15 protein-coding genes are annotated in these 15626 nt (G+C 73.5%); 9 read left to right on the top strand and 6 right to left on the bottom strand.

What is annotated here, in order from left to right; translation table 11 throughout:
- Nucleotides 1-91: 91 nt before the first annotated feature.
- Both trpS and QIY60_RS13640 read right to left on the bottom strand, forming a co-directional pair.
- A complete protein-coding gene (gene trpS / locus QIY60_RS13645) occupies nt 92-1066 on the bottom strand; it encodes a tryptophan--tRNA ligase (protein ID WP_283142661.1) in 975 nt (324 codons plus the stop codon).
- 216 nt (nt 1067-1282) lie between these two features.
- The gene (locus QIY60_RS13640) at nt 1283-1423 is read right to left on the bottom strand and encodes a DUF6126 family protein (protein ID WP_283142660.1); all 141 of its coding nucleotides are present in this window, start codon (nt 1421-1423) and stop codon (nt 1283-1285) included.
- A 186-nt stretch (nt 1424-1609) separates the two neighbouring features.
- Here QIY60_RS13640 and QIY60_RS13635 point away from each other — a divergent pair, with 186 nt between their 5' ends.
- Nucleotides 1610-2413 (top strand): thioesterase family protein, encoded by an 804-nt coding sequence (locus tag QIY60_RS13635; RefSeq protein WP_283142659.1) that lies wholly within the window; start codon nt 1610-1612, stop codon nt 2411-2413.
- Nucleotides 2414-2743: 330 nt separating this feature from the next.
- On the opposite strand, the gene QIY60_RS13630 is transcribed toward QIY60_RS13635, so the two are convergent.
- Complete coding sequence (locus QIY60_RS13630; RefSeq protein WP_283142658.1) at nt 2744-3166, bottom strand: hypothetical protein; 423 nt, start codon at nt 3164-3166, stop codon at nt 2744-2746.
- 76 nt (nt 3167-3242) lie between these two features.
- Between QIY60_RS13630 and QIY60_RS13625 the strand changes: the two genes are divergently transcribed.
- Entirely contained in the window at nt 3243-3548 is a 306-nt protein-coding gene (locus QIY60_RS13625; protein ID WP_283142657.1) for a hypothetical protein, read from the top strand.
- Here QIY60_RS13625 and QIY60_RS13620 read toward each other — a convergent pair.
- Nucleotides 3463-4809, bottom strand: a complete 1347-nt coding sequence (locus QIY60_RS13620; protein WP_283142656.1) for a PLP-dependent aminotransferase family protein — start codon at nt 4807-4809, stop codon at nt 3463-3465. The two genes, QIY60_RS13625 and QIY60_RS13620, sit on opposite strands and share 86 nt — an antisense overlap.
- Nucleotides 4810-4867: 58 nt before the next feature.
- On the opposite strand from QIY60_RS13620, the gene QIY60_RS13615 reads away from it, so the two are divergent.
- The 4 genes from QIY60_RS13615 to QIY60_RS13600 all read left to right on the top strand — a co-directional run bounded on the left by QIY60_RS13615 (nt 4868) and on the right by QIY60_RS13600 (nt 9962).
- Nucleotides 4868-5623: an alpha/beta fold hydrolase gene (locus tag QIY60_RS13615; RefSeq protein ID WP_283142655.1), complete on the top strand. Its 756-nt coding sequence runs from the start codon at nt 4868-4870 to the stop codon at nt 5621-5623.
- A 64-nt stretch (nt 5624-5687) separates the two neighbouring features.
- Nucleotides 5688-6716 (top strand): endonuclease/exonuclease/phosphatase family protein, encoded by a 1029-nt coding sequence (locus QIY60_RS13610; RefSeq protein WP_283142654.1) that lies wholly within the window; start codon nt 5688-5690, stop codon nt 6714-6716.
- A gap of 106 nt (nt 6717-6822) precedes the next feature.
- Nucleotides 6823-7752, top strand: coding sequence for an NADP-dependent oxidoreductase (locus tag QIY60_RS13605; RefSeq protein WP_283142653.1), 930 nt, complete (start codon nt 6823-6825; stop codon nt 7750-7752).
- 239 nt (nt 7753-7991) lie between these two features.
- Nucleotides 7992-9962: an FUSC family protein gene (locus tag QIY60_RS13600; RefSeq protein ID WP_283142652.1), complete on the top strand. Its 1971-nt coding sequence runs from the start codon at nt 7992-7994 to the stop codon at nt 9960-9962.
- 583 nt (nt 9963-10545) lie between these two features.
- Here the strand turns inward: QIY60_RS13600 and QIY60_RS13595 are convergent.
- Together QIY60_RS13595 and snpA are read right to left on the bottom strand one after the other, a co-directional pair.
- A complete protein-coding gene (locus tag QIY60_RS13595; protein ID WP_283142651.1) occupies nt 10546-10767 on the bottom strand; it encodes a hypothetical protein in 222 nt (73 codons plus the stop codon).
- 121 nt (nt 10768-10888) lie between these two features.
- Nucleotides 10889-11542: a snapalysin gene (snpA, locus tag QIY60_RS13590; RefSeq protein ID WP_283142650.1), complete on the bottom strand. Its 654-nt coding sequence runs from the start codon at nt 11540-11542 to the stop codon at nt 10889-10891.
- Nucleotides 11543-11713: 171 nt separating this feature from the next.
- On the opposite strand from snpA, the gene QIY60_RS13585 reads away from it, so the two are divergent.
- The 3 genes from QIY60_RS13585 to QIY60_RS13575 all read left to right on the top strand — a co-directional run bounded on the left by QIY60_RS13585 (nt 11714) and on the right by QIY60_RS13575 (nt 15472).
- Nucleotides 11714-12697, top strand: a complete 984-nt coding sequence (locus tag QIY60_RS13585) for a LysR family transcriptional regulator (protein ID WP_283142649.1) — start codon at nt 11714-11716, stop codon at nt 12695-12697.
- A gap of 295 nt (nt 12698-12992) precedes the next feature.
- Nucleotides 12993-14474, top strand: a complete 1482-nt coding sequence (locus QIY60_RS13580; RefSeq protein WP_283142648.1) for an APC family permease — start codon at nt 12993-12995, stop codon at nt 14472-14474.
- Nucleotides 14475-14512: 38 nt separating this feature from the next.
- Nucleotides 14513-15472 (top strand): hypothetical protein, encoded by a 960-nt coding sequence (locus QIY60_RS13575; protein ID WP_283142647.1) that lies wholly within the window; start codon nt 14513-14515, stop codon nt 15470-15472.
- Nucleotides 15473-15626: the final 154 nt, after the last annotated feature.

The raw sequence follows: 15626 nt of genomic DNA, 5'->3' as shown, positions 1-15626 counted from the left end.
AATACGATCATGAAGGGAATGCAAGATCAAAACCATGTAAAGCAATGCAACATTCAACTGACACCTTCCATTGCAAGGAAGATGGCTGGTTTTAGCGGAAGCCGCCCATCGCGGCGCGCACCTCGTCGAGAGTGGTCTCGGCGATGGCGTTGGCGCGCTTGTTCCCCTCGCGGAGGACCTCGTGTACGTACGAGAGGTCCTGCGCGTACTCGGCCCGGCGGGCCCGCATCGGCGCGAGGTAGGTGTTGACGGCCTCGGTGACTTGCTGCTTGAGCACGGCGGCGCCGCCGTCCCCGATCTCGGTGGCGACGTCGTGCGGGTCGCGGTCCTGGCAGAGGGCGGCGAGCTGGAGCAGGCCGGAGACGCCGGGGCGGTTGGCCGGGTCGTACGTGATGCGGCGGTCCGCGTCGGTGGTCGCGCGGCGGATGAGCGCGGCGGTCTCGTCGGCGGTGGCGGAGAGGGGGACGGAGTTGGAGCGGGACTTGCTCATCTTCGTACCGTCCGTGCCGAGGAGCAGGGGCGCGGCGGAGAGCAGGGCCTCGGGCTCGGGGAAGACGTGCCCGTAACGGTCGTTGAAGCGGCGGGCGATCGTACGGGTGACTTCGAGGTGGGGGACCTGGTCCTGGCCGACGGGGACGACGTCGGCCTTGCAGAAGAGGATGTCGGCGGCCTGGTGGACCGGATACGTGAACATCAGCCCGCTGACGGCGGATTGGCGCGAGTGCGCGATCTCGTCCTTGACGGTGGGGTTGCGGCCGAGCTCGGCGACGGAGACGAGGCTGAGGAAGGGGAGGAGGAGCTGGTTGAGGGCGGGGACGGCGCTGTGGGTGAAGACGGTCGCGCGGGCGGGGTCGATGCCGGCGGCGAGGTAGTCGAGGACGAGGCCGTGGGTGTGGTCGGTGAGGTTGTCGGCGAGGTCGCGGTCGGTGATCACCTGGTAGTCGGCGATGACGAGGAGGACGTCGATGCCCTCGTTCTGGAGGCGGACGCGGTTCTGGAGGGTGCCGAAGTAGTGGCCGAGGTGGAGGGGGCCGGTGGGGCGGTCGCCGGTGAGCAGACGGGTCATTGGGCTGGGCCTCTCTGGGTGGCGGGCGTCTGGGACGGCCGGTCCGGTCCAGAGGGATCCGGGCATGCGAAAGGGCCGTCCATGTCGAACGGCCCTCGATGGCGTGCAGGTGTCGTGGCCGCTCCTTAGGAGGAGCGCCACCAGCGGAGATTGCTGACACGGTGCACGGGGGAAGTCATGGGGTGATGGTAACGGGACGGGGTCCGGGGCGGCGGGCTATTTGTGGGCGTGATCGCCGACGTAGAAGAGCAGCCAGACGAATCCGGCGAAGAGGTGCGTGCCGAAGATGTAGAAACCGGCGCGGAGGGCGATGCCGCGCTCTTTGCTCTTCTCGGTGTCCTCGGCGTCCTCGGCCACGGGGGCGCTCCTTCTGGTCGGTGTCCTTTCAGGGTACGGGGCCGTCCACCACCCCACTGGCCGCTTGTGCGTCACATCACGGTGACCGGCGGTCGGGGCGCTCCCTACGATGCGTGAGAGATGCAGCTATCCCCCGTGCACCTCTTGCCTTGTTGCCTTGTTGCCCTGTTCAAGGAGACGGATCCCGTGACCACAGGCGTTGCCGCTCGCGAGAGCTACTACGAGCGGACGGGCGAGCGCTCCTACAAGCCCACGGCCCACGCCGGGGGCGCGTGGAGCCCCGATGAACAGCACTTCAGTCCGGTGTCCGGGCTCGTCGTGCACGCCCTCGACCGGCACCTGGCGACGCGACCGGGGAATCTCGTGCTCGCGCGGATCAGCTACGACATCCTCGGCCGCATCGCACTCGACGAGTGCGAGATCACCGTGGAGACGGTTCGGCCCGGCCGGACCATCGAGCTCCTTGAGGCGACCGTGGTCATCGGCGGCCGTCCGGTCGTCCGCGCGCGGGCCTGGCTGCTGGCGTCCCTGGACACCTCTGCCGTCGCCGACAGCCCACACGAGCGGCTCGCCGCCCCCGAGGAGCTCGCTCCCTGGGTGATGAGCGAGGGGTGGGACGGGGGCTACGTCTCGTCCATCGAGGTCCGCCGGACGCCTCCGGTCCGCAAGGGGCGTACGTCGGCCTGGATCTCCTCGCCCGTCGACCTGGTCGCGGGCGAGCCGAGCAGTGCCCTCGCCTCGTACATCGCGCTCGTGGACACCGCGAACGGCATCGCCGTCCAGCAGGACCCGACGGCGTGGATGTTCCCGAACCTCGACCTGACGATCCATCTGCACCGGCAGCCGGAAGGGCCGTGGACCGGGCTGGACACCACCGTCACCTTCGGCCCGTCGGGGCAGGGGCTGACCAGCAGCGTCCTGCACGACGTCCACGGGCCCGTCGGCCACGCCGAACAGATCCTCACGGTCCGCCCGCTGGCGGGTGGCTGAGCGGGCCCGGCGTTTGTCTGCGGGCCGGTGGGGGCTGAGCGCGCAGTTCCCCGCGCCCCTTTTCGGCCCGGAGTTCGTCTGCGGGCTGTGGTGGGTTGCTCGCGCAGTTCCCCGCGCCCCTAAAAATGCCGCTGCGCGGCATCCCGGGGGGCGGCCCGGAGGGGCGCTTTTAGGGGCGCGGGGAACTGCGCGACCAGCCCCCACCGGCCCGCAGGCGAAGAGGAACCCACTCCGCGAAGCGGGCCACCACACGCGCCGGCGGACGCCGGCGGTGGGTGGCCACCCACGAGAGGCCCGGGCCGACGCAACCCCGCCGAACGGGCGGGCGGGTTACTCCCGCGTGTAGAACACGTAGAACGCCGCCGCCATCATGCCCCCGCCCAGCAGCGCCCCCATCATCGACGCCCCGAACACACTCTCGCCCGACTGGGCGTACAGGAACCCCGTCCCCGCCCCGAACAACGTTCCGAACGCCGCCGCCCGCAGCTCCCGCGGCAGGCGGCCCTGGATCATCAGCAGGCCCAGGCCGAGCGCAGCGATCACCGCCCCGGACACCAGCCCGAGCGCGATGTTCGCGCCGGTGACCTCGCCGCCCCGGCGGTTGATGGACGCGGCCCAGAAGCCGTAGAAGACGCCGATGACCACCGGCAGGGCGATCAGCGCAGGGGGCAGGCCGAACCGGGCGGCCAAGCCGGACGAAGGGCCCGGCCGGGACGACGCCGATCCCGTCGGCATCGCTGCGTGTGCGGACATGGCGCAACTCCTTCCACTTCCCCCATACAGCCCACACCCGCGCGCCCTGCCCGGCAACCCGGGGTTGGCTGGACCCGTGCGCTCCTCCGTCACCGCCGCCGGCCTCGGCATCGCCGCGGGCGGGCTCGGGCTGCGCGCCCTGGTCGCCCTCGGCCGCGTCCTCACCCTCGCCGACCTCCCGCCCCACGCCGACCCCGGCACCGCCGCCGCCGTCTACGACACCCTCACCGAGGCCCTGTGCGGCGCCGCCTGGGGCGCGGTCGCCGCCGGTCTCGCCCTGGCCCTCACGGCCTGGCTCACCAGCCGCGTACGGCGAGCTCCGCCAGCCGACGAAGGGCCACGTCAAGCACCGGCCGTGGCGGCGACGCCAGACCCACCCTGACCGCGTCCGGCGCCGAAGCCGCGCCCACCGCGAACGCCGACCCCGGCGTCACCGCGATCCCCAGCTCCTCCGCGGCCACCGCCGCGAACGTCTCCGCCCGCCACGGCGACGGCAGCTCCCACCAGCAGTAGTACGAGCACGGGTCCGTACGAATCGCGAAGTCCCCCAGATACCCCGCCACCAGCGCGTGCCGCGCCCCCGCCTCCACCCGCTTCGCCGCCGTCACCGCCTCCACCGTCCCGTCCTCCACCCACCGCACCGCCGCCTCCAGGTTGAACCGGCCCGCCGTCCACGCCCCGGACCGCAGCGCCCGCGCGACCTCCTCCCCGTACGCCTCGGGGACGCTCAGGAACCCCACCGTCAGCCCCGGCGCCAGCCGCTTCGACAGGCTGTCCACGAGCACGGTCCGCTCCGGCGCGTACGCCGCCAGCGGCGCGGGCGTATCCCCGGCGGCCAGGAACGCCCACGTCGTGTCCTCCACCGCCGGCAGATCCAACTCCCGTAGCACCAACGCCAGTTCCTCGCGTCGCGCGCCCGGCATCGTCAGCGACAGCGGGTTGTGCAGCGTCGGCTGTACGTACACCGCGCTCAGCGGCGTACGCCGGTGCGCTGCCTCCAGCGCCGACGGCAGCAGCCCCGACCCGTCCGTCCCGATCGGCACCAAAGTGATCCCCAGCCGCTCCGCCACCGCCTTGACCAGCGGATACGTCAGCTCCTCCACCCCCACCCGGCCCCCGGGCCGCACCAGCGCCGACAGCGCCGCCGCGATCGCGGCGCGGCCGTTGGCCGCGAACAGCAGGCCGTCCGGGTCCGGGCTCCAGCCGGGGCGGGCCAGCACCCGGGCCGCCGCCGTCCGCGCCTCGGGCGTGCCGTCCGCCGCCGCCGGGCGGGTGGCCTCCAGGAGGACGTCCGGGCGGGCCAGGCCCGCGAGCCCGCGCGCCATCAGCTCCGACTGGCCGTCCGCCACGGGGTAGTTGAGCTCCAGGTTCACCGGCGTGCGGCCGCTGTCCTCCGCGAGCACCGACCCGGGGTGCGGCGGCGCCGCCCGGACGAACGTGCCGCGCCCCACCTCCCCCACCACCAGGCCCCGCCGCACCAGCTCCCCGTACGCCCGGATCGCCGTCGAGACCGCCACCCGGTGGCGGCGCGCGAACGTCCGCTGGGGCGGCAGCCGGTCGCCCGGGCGCAGCCTCCCGTCGGCTATCGCCTTCGCCACCCCGTCCGCCAGCCGCCGGTAGTCCACCCCGAACCTCCAGAACATTGCACCGAGAGCAAAGATCTTATTGCACCGACCAGTTGGGCCCGCCTAGCCTCCTGACATGCCCACCACCTACACCGACCGAGGCACGGGCGACGCCCTGCTCCTGGTCCACGGCCATCCCTTCGACCGCACGATGTGGGACCCCCAGATCGAGGAGTTCGCGCGTACGCACCGGGTCGTCGCCCCCGATCTGCGCGGCTACGGCAGCGCGCCCGTCACCCCCGGCACCACCCTCCTGTCGGACTTCGCCGAGGACGTCCGCGCGCTCGCCGACCGGCTCGGCATCGCGCGCTTCGCGCTCGGCGGGCTCTCCATGGGCGGCCAGATCGTCATGGAGTGCTATCGGCTCTTCCCCGAGCGGATCAGCAGCCTGATCCTCGCGGACACCTTCCCCGCCGCCGAGACCCCGGCCGGGCGCACCGCCCGCCGCGAGATGGCCGACCGGCTCGTACGCGAGGGCATGAAGCCGTACGCGGACGAGGTGCTGGAGAAGATGGTGGCGCCTTACGCGGACCCGGACGTCAAGGCGCACGTGTACCGGATGATGACCGCCACCGACCCCGAAGGCGCCGCCGCCGCGCTGCGCGGGCGCGCCGAGCGGCCCGACTACCGCGAGCTGCTCACCACCGTCACCGTCCCCACCCTGGTCGTCGTGGGGCGCGACGACACGTACACGCCGGTCGCGGACGCCGAGGCGATGCACGCGGCGGTCCCCGGATCCACCCTCGTCGTCGTGGAGTCGGCGGCCCATCTGCCCAATCTGGAGCGGCCCGCCGAGTTCAACACGGCCCTGCGCGCCCATCTGACGGGCTGACAGCGCGCACCGGCGGATACTTGAGGGCGGAACGGCCTGTCGAACCGTCGACCGGGAGGGTCCCTTGGACGCCCTTGGCACCGCACCGCCCTGGCCCGCCACGGACGCGGCGGCGGGGCCGCCCGGGGAGCGGGGGCACCCGTGGCGCCGGGCGAGCGCGGTGCTGGGCGGCCTTGTGCTCGCCGGGGTCAGCGCGGTCGTCGGGTGCCGGGCCGCGGACTCCGACGGGGTCACGCCCGTGCCGCAGCTGCTCGCCTTCCTGCCGTGGCTGCTGGTGCCGGGCGGCGCCGGGCTCGTCCTGGCCGCGTTCGGGCGGTGGCGGCTCGGGATGGCGTGGGCGCTCGTCGTGCTCGCGGTGACCGCCTGGTACACCCAGCCGTACGGCGCCGAGACCACCCGCCCGCACGGCCGCCCCCTCGGCCAGCTGCGCGTCCTGACCTCCAACACCGAATTCGGCTGGGCGACGGACGACTTGATCGCGGCGGTCCGGCGCGAGAAGCCGGACTTCGTCTTCGTCGAGGAGTGCGCGTTCGTCTGCGCGGACGCGCTGGAGCAGCGGGTGGCGAAGGCGGACTACCCGTACCGCAACGTCGTACGCGAGGACGGCTCGGCCGGGTCCGCGATCCTCAGCAAGTACCCGCTCACGGCGGCCCCCACGATCCCCTCCGAGATGGCCATGCCGGGCGCGGTGGCACGGGTGGCGGGCCGCAACGTACGGCTCCAGCTCGCGCATCCGGAGCCCCCGCTGCCGGGGCAGGAGGGCACGTGGCGGCGGGAGCTGCGGCGGGTGCGGGACTTCGCGGTGTCGGCGAAGGGAGAGGCGGTGATCGTCGCCGGGGACTTCAACGCCGGCCAGGACCACGCCGCCTTCCGGTCGGTCCTGAAGGCGGGCGCCCTGCACGACAGCGCCCGGATCGCGGGCAAGTCCCGTACGTACTCCTGGCCCGCCGACCGCACCACGCCGCTGCGCACCCAGATCGACCATGTACTGGTCAGCGGCGACGACTTCACGGTCAGGTCGGCGCAGTTCCTGACCCTGCGCGGGACCGACCACCGGGCGCTCGTCGTCGACCTCGAACTGTTCGAGGGCTAGGCCGGACGGAGGGTGTCCCCGGGGTGCGGGCGGCGCGCTCCTGGGTGAGGATCGGACCGTCCGGGAGCCCGGTTGGCAGGGGGGCCGAGCAGGAGGTCGTACGCGTATGCGCGCTGTCGCGGTCCAGGCCTTCGGGGCCACACCGGAGGTCATCCATGTCCCCAAGCCCTCGCCGGGCCCCGGCGAGGTCCTGGTGAAGATCGACTACGCCGCCCTCAACCCGTTCGACTGGCAGGTCGCCGACGGCCTCCTCGACGGCCGGGCCCCGCACGTCTTCCCGCTGGTCCTGGGCCTCGACTTCGCCGGCCGCGTGGACGTGGTCGGGCCGGGCGAGAACCGGTTCGTGGTGGGCGACGCGGTGTACGGGCAGGCGGGGCGGCCGCCGGTGGGGACCGGCACGTACACGGAGTACGTGACGATGCCGCACGACTCGACGATCGCGGGCGTGCCGGACGGGCTCGCGCTGCGGGCGGCCGCGGCGCTGCCGACGGCCGGGATGACCGCGCTCCAGATCCTGCGCACGGGCGTAGCCCTGGAACCGGGCGACTCGTTGCTCCTGGTGGGCGCGGCGGGCGGGGTCGGCAGCGCGCTGACTCAACTGGCGGCGGCGCGGGACCTGCGGGTCATCGCGGTGGTGCGGGGCGACGAGCGGGAGCGGATGCGGGCGCTGGGCGCGGCGGTCGCGATCGACTCCACGGAGGAGTCGGTACGGGAGGCGTGCGCGCGGGCGGTGCCGGGCGGGGTGGACGCGGTGGTCGACCTGGTGTCGGCCGACACGGAGGCCTTCGACGCGTACGCGTCGCTGATGCGCCCGGGTGGCGCCGCGCTGAGCACCCGGGGCGCGGCCCCGCCCGGGAAGGGCGTGAACTTCCGGCTCACCGCGTCGGGAGCACTGCTCGACGCGCTGGCCGCGGCGGCACTGGCGGGCGAGGTGCACGTGCCGGTGGACGCGGAGTACCCGTTGGAGAAGGCACCGGAGGCGTTGGAGCGGAACCGGGTGGGTGGGGCGCGGGGGAAGACGCTGTTCGTGCCGTAGGAGTCGCCGCTCGGCGGGAATCTTTATCCACAGGTTGTGGATAAAGATTCCTCTGACGGACGCGCTCGCCTGCGGGCCGGTGGGGGCTGGCCGCGCAGTTCCCCGCGCCCCTAACCCCCCAGGGGCGCGGGGAACTGCGCGACCAGCCCACCACCGGCCCGCAGACAAAGACCGGGCAAGATCCATTGTGCCGAGGCCCGCCCAAAAGGTCCCATTCAGCCTGATCGCATACTGATCCCATGGGTGCACAGCTCGACGTGGACAAGGGCCCGGGCGACCGGGGACGGGTGCGGCTGGCGCCGCCGCAGTGGCTGGTCAGCGGGCTGCGCCCGCAGAGCACGCCGATCGTGTGGCCCGCAGTCGCCCGCGCCGGCGTCGCCCTCGCGGCCCCGCTCGCCGTGGGCTTCGCCACCGACCAGCCGACGTACGGCGCGCTGGTGTCGATGGGCGCCCTGTCCGGGGTCATCGGGGACACGGCCGACGCGTACCGCATGCGGGTCTTCAACATCGCCGTACCGCAGCTGTTCGGCGCGATCGGCGTCACGCTCGGCACCCTGGTGTACGGGGACGGCTGGCTCGCCGTCATCGCGCTCACCCTGGTGGCGCTGGTCTCCGGAATGATCTCGTCCATCGGCGCGGTGGCCTCGGTCTCCGGGCTGCTGCTCCTGCTGAACGCGGTGGTCGGGGCCGGGCTTCCGATGCCGTCGCCGTGGTGGAAGGCGCCGCTGCTGCTCACCCTCGGCGGCCTGTTCGTCCTCCTGCTCACCCTGCTCGGCTGGCCGCTGCGCAACCGGGTCCCGGAGCGGGCCGCCGTCGCCGCGACCTACCGTTCCGTGGCCGAGCTGCTCGAAGCGGCGGGCACACCGGCGTACGACGCCAAGCGGCAGGCGGTCACGCAGTCGCTCAACACGGCGTACGACCTGGTGCTCGCGCGCCGCACCCGCGACCACGGACGGCGCAGCCCGCTGGTACGCCTGCTCGCGCAGCTGAACGTGGTGATCCCGCTGGTGGAGGCGGCCCCGGCGGCACACCTGCGGGGCCGTCCCCTGCCTCCCGAAATCCCTTCAGCCGTACGGGATTTGGCGACGGCGGTCGAACAGGCACGGACGGGACCGGTCCCGGACCTGGCGCTCCCGGAGCCGACCACGCCGTCGGAGCGGGCGGTGGACGCGGCGCTGCGGCACGCGGCGGTGGTGGTGCACAAGCCGGATCCCGACCCGTACAACGTCGACGACCGGCTCGGGCGCCCGGCGGCGCTGCGGATCCGGCTGCGGCGGGGCGCGCGCAACGTGCTGTTCTCGCAGGCGTCCTGGCGGTACGGGCTGCGGCTCGCGCTCTGCATCGGGCTAGCCCAGGCGCTGGTGTCGCTGGTGGCGGTGCCGCGCTCGTACTGGGTGGCGCTGACCGTCACGTTCGTCCTCAAGCCGGACTTCGGGTCGGTGTTCTCGCGGGCGGTGCTGCGGGCGCTCGGCACGGCGGTGGGGCTGGTGACGGCGGCGGCGGTGCTCGCGGAGGTGCCGCGGGGGTGGTGGGACGTGCCGGTGATGGTGGTGCTCGCGGCGCTGATCCCGGCGTTCTCGGCAAAGGGGTACGCCTTCCAGACGGCGGCGATCACGCCGGTGATCCTGCTGCTGTCGGACGTCCTGAACCACCAGGGCTTCGCGCTGGTCCTGCCGCGACTGTGGGACAGCCTGATCGGCTGCGGGATCTCGCTGGTGGCGGGGTATCTGCTGTGGCCGGAGAGCTGGCACACGCGGATCGGGGACCGGCTGGCGGACGCGGTGGGGGAGGCGGCGGGGTACGTGGAGTGCGCGTTCGCTTCCGCGGGGCCGGACCAGGCGGAACGGGTGCGGCGGCGCCGCCGCATCTACCGGGACCTGTCGGTGGTCCGGTCCGAGTTCCAGCGGGCGCTGACCGAGCCGCCGCCGACGGGGGCGCGGGCGGCGGCGTGGTGGCCGCTGGTGGTGGCGGTGGAGCGGATCGTGGACGCGACGACGGCGGCGCGGGTGCGGGTGAACCACGGGGCGGCGGCGCCGCTTCCTTCGGAGGTGGCGGAGGTTTCCCGCGAGCTGCGGGCGCTGGCGGACGGGCTCCGCGCCTCCTCCACCCTCGTGGAGGTACGGGCGTCCCTGACGGGGCCGGAGGAAAGCGTCCTGGCCCCCCTCCGCCAGGAGGTCCGCGCGGCCCGAGCGATCGCGTCCCCACGCTGACCCACCCGCCCGCCCGTTCAGCGGGGTTGCATCGCCCGGGCCTCTCGTGGATGGCCACCCACCGTCGGCGTCCGCCCGCGCGTGCGTGATGTGCCCTGCGGCGGGCCTCTTTCCCACCCGCCCGCCCCTGCAAGGGGTTGCGATGGACCGGGCCTCTGGTGGGTGGCCACCGCCACCGGCGCCCGCCCGCGCGTGCAGCGGCCCGCTTCGCGGAGTGGGTTCCTCTTTGGCTGCGGGCCGGTGGGGGCTGGTCGCGCAGTTCCCCGCGCCCCTTAAATGCCGCTGCGCGGCAATCCCCTGGGCGGCCCGAAGGGGCGCATCTCAGGGGCGCGGGGAACTGCGCGAGCAACCCAACACAGCCCGCAGACAAACACCGGCCCAAGAAGGGGCGCGGGGAACTGCGCGACCAGCCGCCCACGGTCCGCAGACGACCCGAGGGGCGGGCGGGTGGGAAAGAGGCCTGCCGCAGGCGGGCGCACCACGCACGCGCGGGCGGACGCCGATGGCGGTGGCCACCCGCCAGAGGCCCGGGCTTCACCAACCCCGCCGAACGGGCGGGCGGGTGGGCAGGGTGCGGGATCGGTCAGAACAGGGGCAGCTGGCCCGGGAACCGGGGGAGTTCGAAGCCGTCCAGGGTTCGTTGGCCCGGCGCCGCCGGGGCCCGCCGCTTGGAGCCGGGGCAGAGCGTCAGCTCCCCGCCGCCCGACGTGCGCGTGCGCGGATCGTGGCGCACGTACCTGCCCGCCACCACGGCCACGGCACGGCCGCACGACGGACACGGACGGCGGGGAGAGACACTCGGCATGCGTTCATGCTGCCAGAGGGGTCCGACACCCAGCGGCCCCACCTGCCCGCACGACACCCGGGTCGCCCGGCCGCATGCCGAGTCAGAAGCGGGACTCGGGACGAGCCCCGCCCCGTACCCCTTACGCCGCCGGCTTGAACGCCGTCGCCAGGCCGTTCTGCCACAGGGTGTTCACCCGCGACCGCTCCCGGCTGTTCGGGTACGCGTTCGTGCACGACGTGCCCGGGCCGCCGCCGGACATCAGCTCGCTGCACGGGCCCGAGTAGTGGTCCGGCAGACCGAGGACGTGGCCGGTCTCGTGGGCGACCACGCGGACCGAGTAGTACTGCTGGTTCTGCCGGTAGTCGAGGAAGATGTAGCCGTTGCCGTGCCCGTCCGTGGACGCGTACGAGCCGTTCGGGTCGTTGCCCTCGTAGTACGAGAAGTCCGCGCCGGAGGAGGACTCGGCGAGGCGGACGTTCTGCACCGAGGAGTTCCAGATCTGCGTGGACTGCGATATCTGGGAGCGGAAGCTCGGCGCGTTGCGGGTGCTGTAGTAGACCGTGACGGACGCCGCCAGCGGGTCGGCGGCCCGCTTCTTGGCCACCGACTTCATCACCGCGTCGTAGAACGCCTTGTTGTTGGAGGCTTCCTTCGCCGAACCCGCGTACGTCGAGCTCTGCGCGTACGCGGAAGTGGTGGTGGAAGGCGCCGCCGCCGTCGCGGGGATCGCGCCGAGGCCGGCGAGCGCCAGACCCAGCGCGGTGGACAGGACGACAGTCCTCTGGTGTCTCATGGGAGGCTCCTGGTCGTTCTCGTGGGGGTGGCCCCGGTGGGTTGCCGGGACCAGGGCGAGTGTCGGGGAGCCGGGTGCGCGCGGGGATGATGGCAACCGGCGATAACTCGGCGTTATCGGCAGGGAATCGGCCGTCTAGTCGGGACATGACAATCCCTTTACCCTCGGGCCATGGAGCTCGACGTGAGGCACCTCCGCGCCCTCTGCGCGATCGCCGACACCGGCAGTCTGCACAGGGCCGCGCGACAGTTGGGAACCAGCCAGCCGGCCCTGACCACCCAACTCCGGCGCATCGAGCACTCACTGGGCGGACTGCTCTTCTGCCGCGAGCGCACCGGCTGCCGCCCGACCCCCCTCGGCCAGACCGTCCTCAGCCGCGCCCGCCCCCTGCTCGCCGGGATGGACGCGCTGGTCACCGAGGTGCGGGCGGTCGTCGACGGGGTGGACGGGCGACCCCGCCTTCGCATCGGCTCGACCGCCAGCCGCGCCATCCCCGGCTGGCTGCGCCGGCTGCGCGAGCGCCTGCCCGGCACCGAGACCCAGCTCCACGTCGCCGTCTCCGCGGGCGCCCTGCTCGGCCTGGTCGCGGCGGGCGAGCTCGACGTGGCCTTCGTCCACCAGGTGGAGGGCTGCCCGCTGCGGGTGCCGGACGGGCTCGACGTACGCGTACTCGTCGAGCGCGAACCCCAGTTCATCTCGCTCGCCGTCGACCACCCGGCCGCCGAGGACGAGGTGGTGGACCTCGCCGACCTGGCGGGCGACCGGTGGATGGTCGACCCCAGCGTGGACGGCGAGTGGGACGGGCTGCGGCGCGTGTTCGCCGCCGCCGGGCTCAACCCCCGTGTGCTGCACGGCGATTACCTCACCGCCGCCTCCCTGGTCGCCACCGGCGAGGTCGTCACCCCCTGCCAGCCGACCTCCCGCCCGCGCCCGGACATGGCGATCCGGCCGCTGCGCGGCGACCCCCTGGCCGTACGGCTGCTGCTCGCCGCGCGGACGGGGGCGTACGAGGAGGCGCTGTACGGGACGGTCCACTCCGCGCTCGACGCGGCGTACTGGGAGGCGGCCCGGATGTCCGCGCCCTACCGCGCGTGGCTGGCGGGACCGCTGCGGATCCCGGCGCCTCGGCCCTGCCTGCGGGCCGGTGGGGGCTGAGCGCGCAGTTCCCCGCGCCCCTAAAAGCGTCGTTCGTCTGCGGACCGTGCTGGGTTGCTCGCGCAGTTCCCCGCACCCCCAAAAAAGCCTGTGGCTGAGCTGGGGTCTCCGGCTGCGGCCGACTACCTCAGGGGCGCGGGGAACTGCGCGACCAGCCACCCACCGGCCCGCAGACAAACACCGGCATCCGGGATGGTGTCGCGGCCATTACGATGCACGCGATCTCCAACACCCGCCCGCGGGAACGGAGTTCCGACATACCGCCATATGTCGCGTCGCGCAGCAAAGGACGGCCATGAACAGCAGAAGCCGCACCGACAGAGGGCTCCGCTCCAACGCCCTCGGCACGTTCGACACCGTCGTCATGGCCGTCGCGGGCAGCGCGCCCGCGTACTCGCTGGCCGCCACCACCGCCGTACTGACCGGGGCCGTCGGCCTCGCCGGACCCGCCGCGCTGCTCTACTGCGCGATACCCATGCTCGGCATCGTCCTCGCCTTCGGGCGCCTGGGCCGCATCGACGTCAACGCGGGCGCCGCCTACTCCTGGGTGGCCCGGACCCTGCACCCCTTCCTCGGCTTCATGAGCGGCTGGGCGCTGGTCGTGGCCGCCACCATCTTCATGGTCGCCGGATCGCTGCCCGCCGGGCAGATGACCCTCGCCCTCTTCGACCCCGAGCTCGCCCGCCACACCGCGCTCGCCACCGCCACCGGCGCCGGCTGGTTCCTGCTGATGCTCGCCGTGGTGCTCGGCGGCGCCCGGCTCTCCGCCCGCGCCCAGGTGATCGTCTCCGGCGTGGAGCTCGCGATCCTCGTCGTCTTCGCCGTCGGCGCGCTCCTGCACCACGGCGGCGCCGCCCCCTTCGACTGGTCCTGGCTGGGCTTCGGCCACTTCGACGGTCTGCGCGGCTTCGCCTCCGGCACCCTGATCGCCGCGTTCTACTACTGGGGCTGGGACGTCACCAGCAACCTCAGCGAAGAGACCCGCGACAGCCGCCGCACCGCGGGGCTCGCCGCCCTCGTCGGCCTCGCCGTGGTCTTCCTGCTCTTCGTCGGCTTCACCGTCGCCGTCAACATGACGCTGACGCCGGGCGCGATCCAGCAGCACGAGTCCAACGTCCTGGCCGTGCTCGGCGAGACCATCTGGCCCGGCGTCGGCGGCAAGCTCATGGTGCTCGCCGTGGTCCTCTCCACGATCGCCACCCTGGAGACCACGCTGCTCCAGGTCACCCGCTCGCTGTTCGCGATGGGCCGCGACCGTACGCTGCCCGCCGCGCTCGGCACCGTGCACCGCCGCTGGAACACGCCCTGGGTCGCCGTCGTGGTGGTCGGCGTCGTCGCCCTCGGCCTGTTCGTCGCCTCCAACGCGCTGGGCTCGGTCGAGGACATCATGGCCGACGCGCTCGCCGCGATCGGCCTCCAGACCACGTTCTACTACGGCCTCGCGGGCCTGGCCGCGGTCGTCGCGTACCGGAGCACGCTGACCGAGTCGGTGGGCTCCTTCGTCTTCGGCGGGCTGTGGCCCGCGCTCGGCGCGCTCTTCATGTTCTGCGTCTTCGTCGCCTCCCTCACCCAGCTCAGCGGCGCCGCGATCGCCATCGGCCTCGGCGGCCTCGCCGCCGGGCTCGCCCCGATGCTCTGGTACTGGCGGCGCGGCAGCGCCTACTACCGGCCCGCCGCGCTCGACGCGGGCCGGGCCATCGCCGTCGACGAGGTGTACGCCTCCTCGGGCGCGGGCCGCCCCGAGTACGCGGGCGCGGCACTGCCCACCGACTTCTGACCGCCGGAGCCCGACCCACCGACCAGAGAGGGGTCTTGATGGCCGCTGCCCGCCGCCGCTCCCCGGCCGTCCGCTTCGACCCGGACCTCGGCGACCGCCCGCTCGCCACCGCCCGGCACGACATCGTGATCGGGCGCTGGCAGGGCGTACGGGACCTGCTGCGGGCGACCGGCGACAACTGGCCGCTGCGCACCCACCGGATCCGGCTGCTCGCGCCCGCCGTCGCGGGCTCCACCGTCGTGGAGGCGTGGCGAGCCGCCGAGCCCGACAGCGCGGACGCGGCCGTGCTGCGGGCCGCCACCGAAGTCGTCCGCGTCTTCAACCGGGCCATCGCGGCCGGTCGCGGCGCCGTGCCCGACCGGGACCGCCTGGACGTGGCGGTGATGGCCTGTCTGGGCGCGGCGGACGCGCACCCCGCCGACCCGATGCCGTGGGCGTCGCTGCTCACGGTGGCGCGGCTGTACGAGGGCGGGGTGGGGCGGCGCGATCTGCGCGGCTGGTGGGACGAGTTGCGCCGCCGCGACCCGTACCACGTGGAGGGCCATGTGCAGATGCTGCGCTACTTCTCGGCCCGCTGGCACGGGACGCACGGCACGATGTACGACTTCGCCCGGGACGCGGCGGGCGCGGCGCCCGAGGGCGCGGCGCTGCCGGTCCTCGTGCAGATCGCCCGGGTGGAGGAGTACCGGTACGCCGCCGAGGGCGCCAAGGGGCAGCCGGTGCGGGGGTTCGGGCAGCACTGGAGCGGCGAGCTGGCGGTGACCGAGCTGCGCCGCACCTACGACCGCTGGCTCGGCGGCCGCCCGCCCGGCCCGGTGCCGCTCGCGGAGGCGGCCGAGCTCAACTACCTGGCGCACGCCGCGTGCTGCGCGGGGCTGAGCCTGGAGGCGCGTTCCCTGGTGGGGCTGCTGGGGGAGCGGGCGGCGCGGGTGCCGTGGGTGTACACGGGCGATCCGGAGCAGCAGATCGCGCGGTGGCGGATGCCGTCGGGGACGTAACCGGTACGGCGTCGTCCGCCCCCTGCCGAGGTTGACCGGATCGGATCGCTAACCTTACGTGTCCACGCTAGTGGTCCCGCTCACGCGGCGTGGATATGTAACGCCATATAACGCATATCGCACCCAACTCATGCGAAAGGCCTCGCCCATGGGC

Origin of the sequence: Streptomyces sp. BPTC-684 (genome assembly GCF_030028635.1) — a bacterium.
In the GTDB taxonomy this organism is placed as follows: Bacteria; Actinomycetota; Actinomycetes; order Streptomycetales; family Streptomycetaceae; genus Streptomyces; species Streptomyces noboritoensis.
Note: the sequence above shows the minus strand (reverse complement) of the source record. Positions and strands in the feature narration are given on the sequence as shown.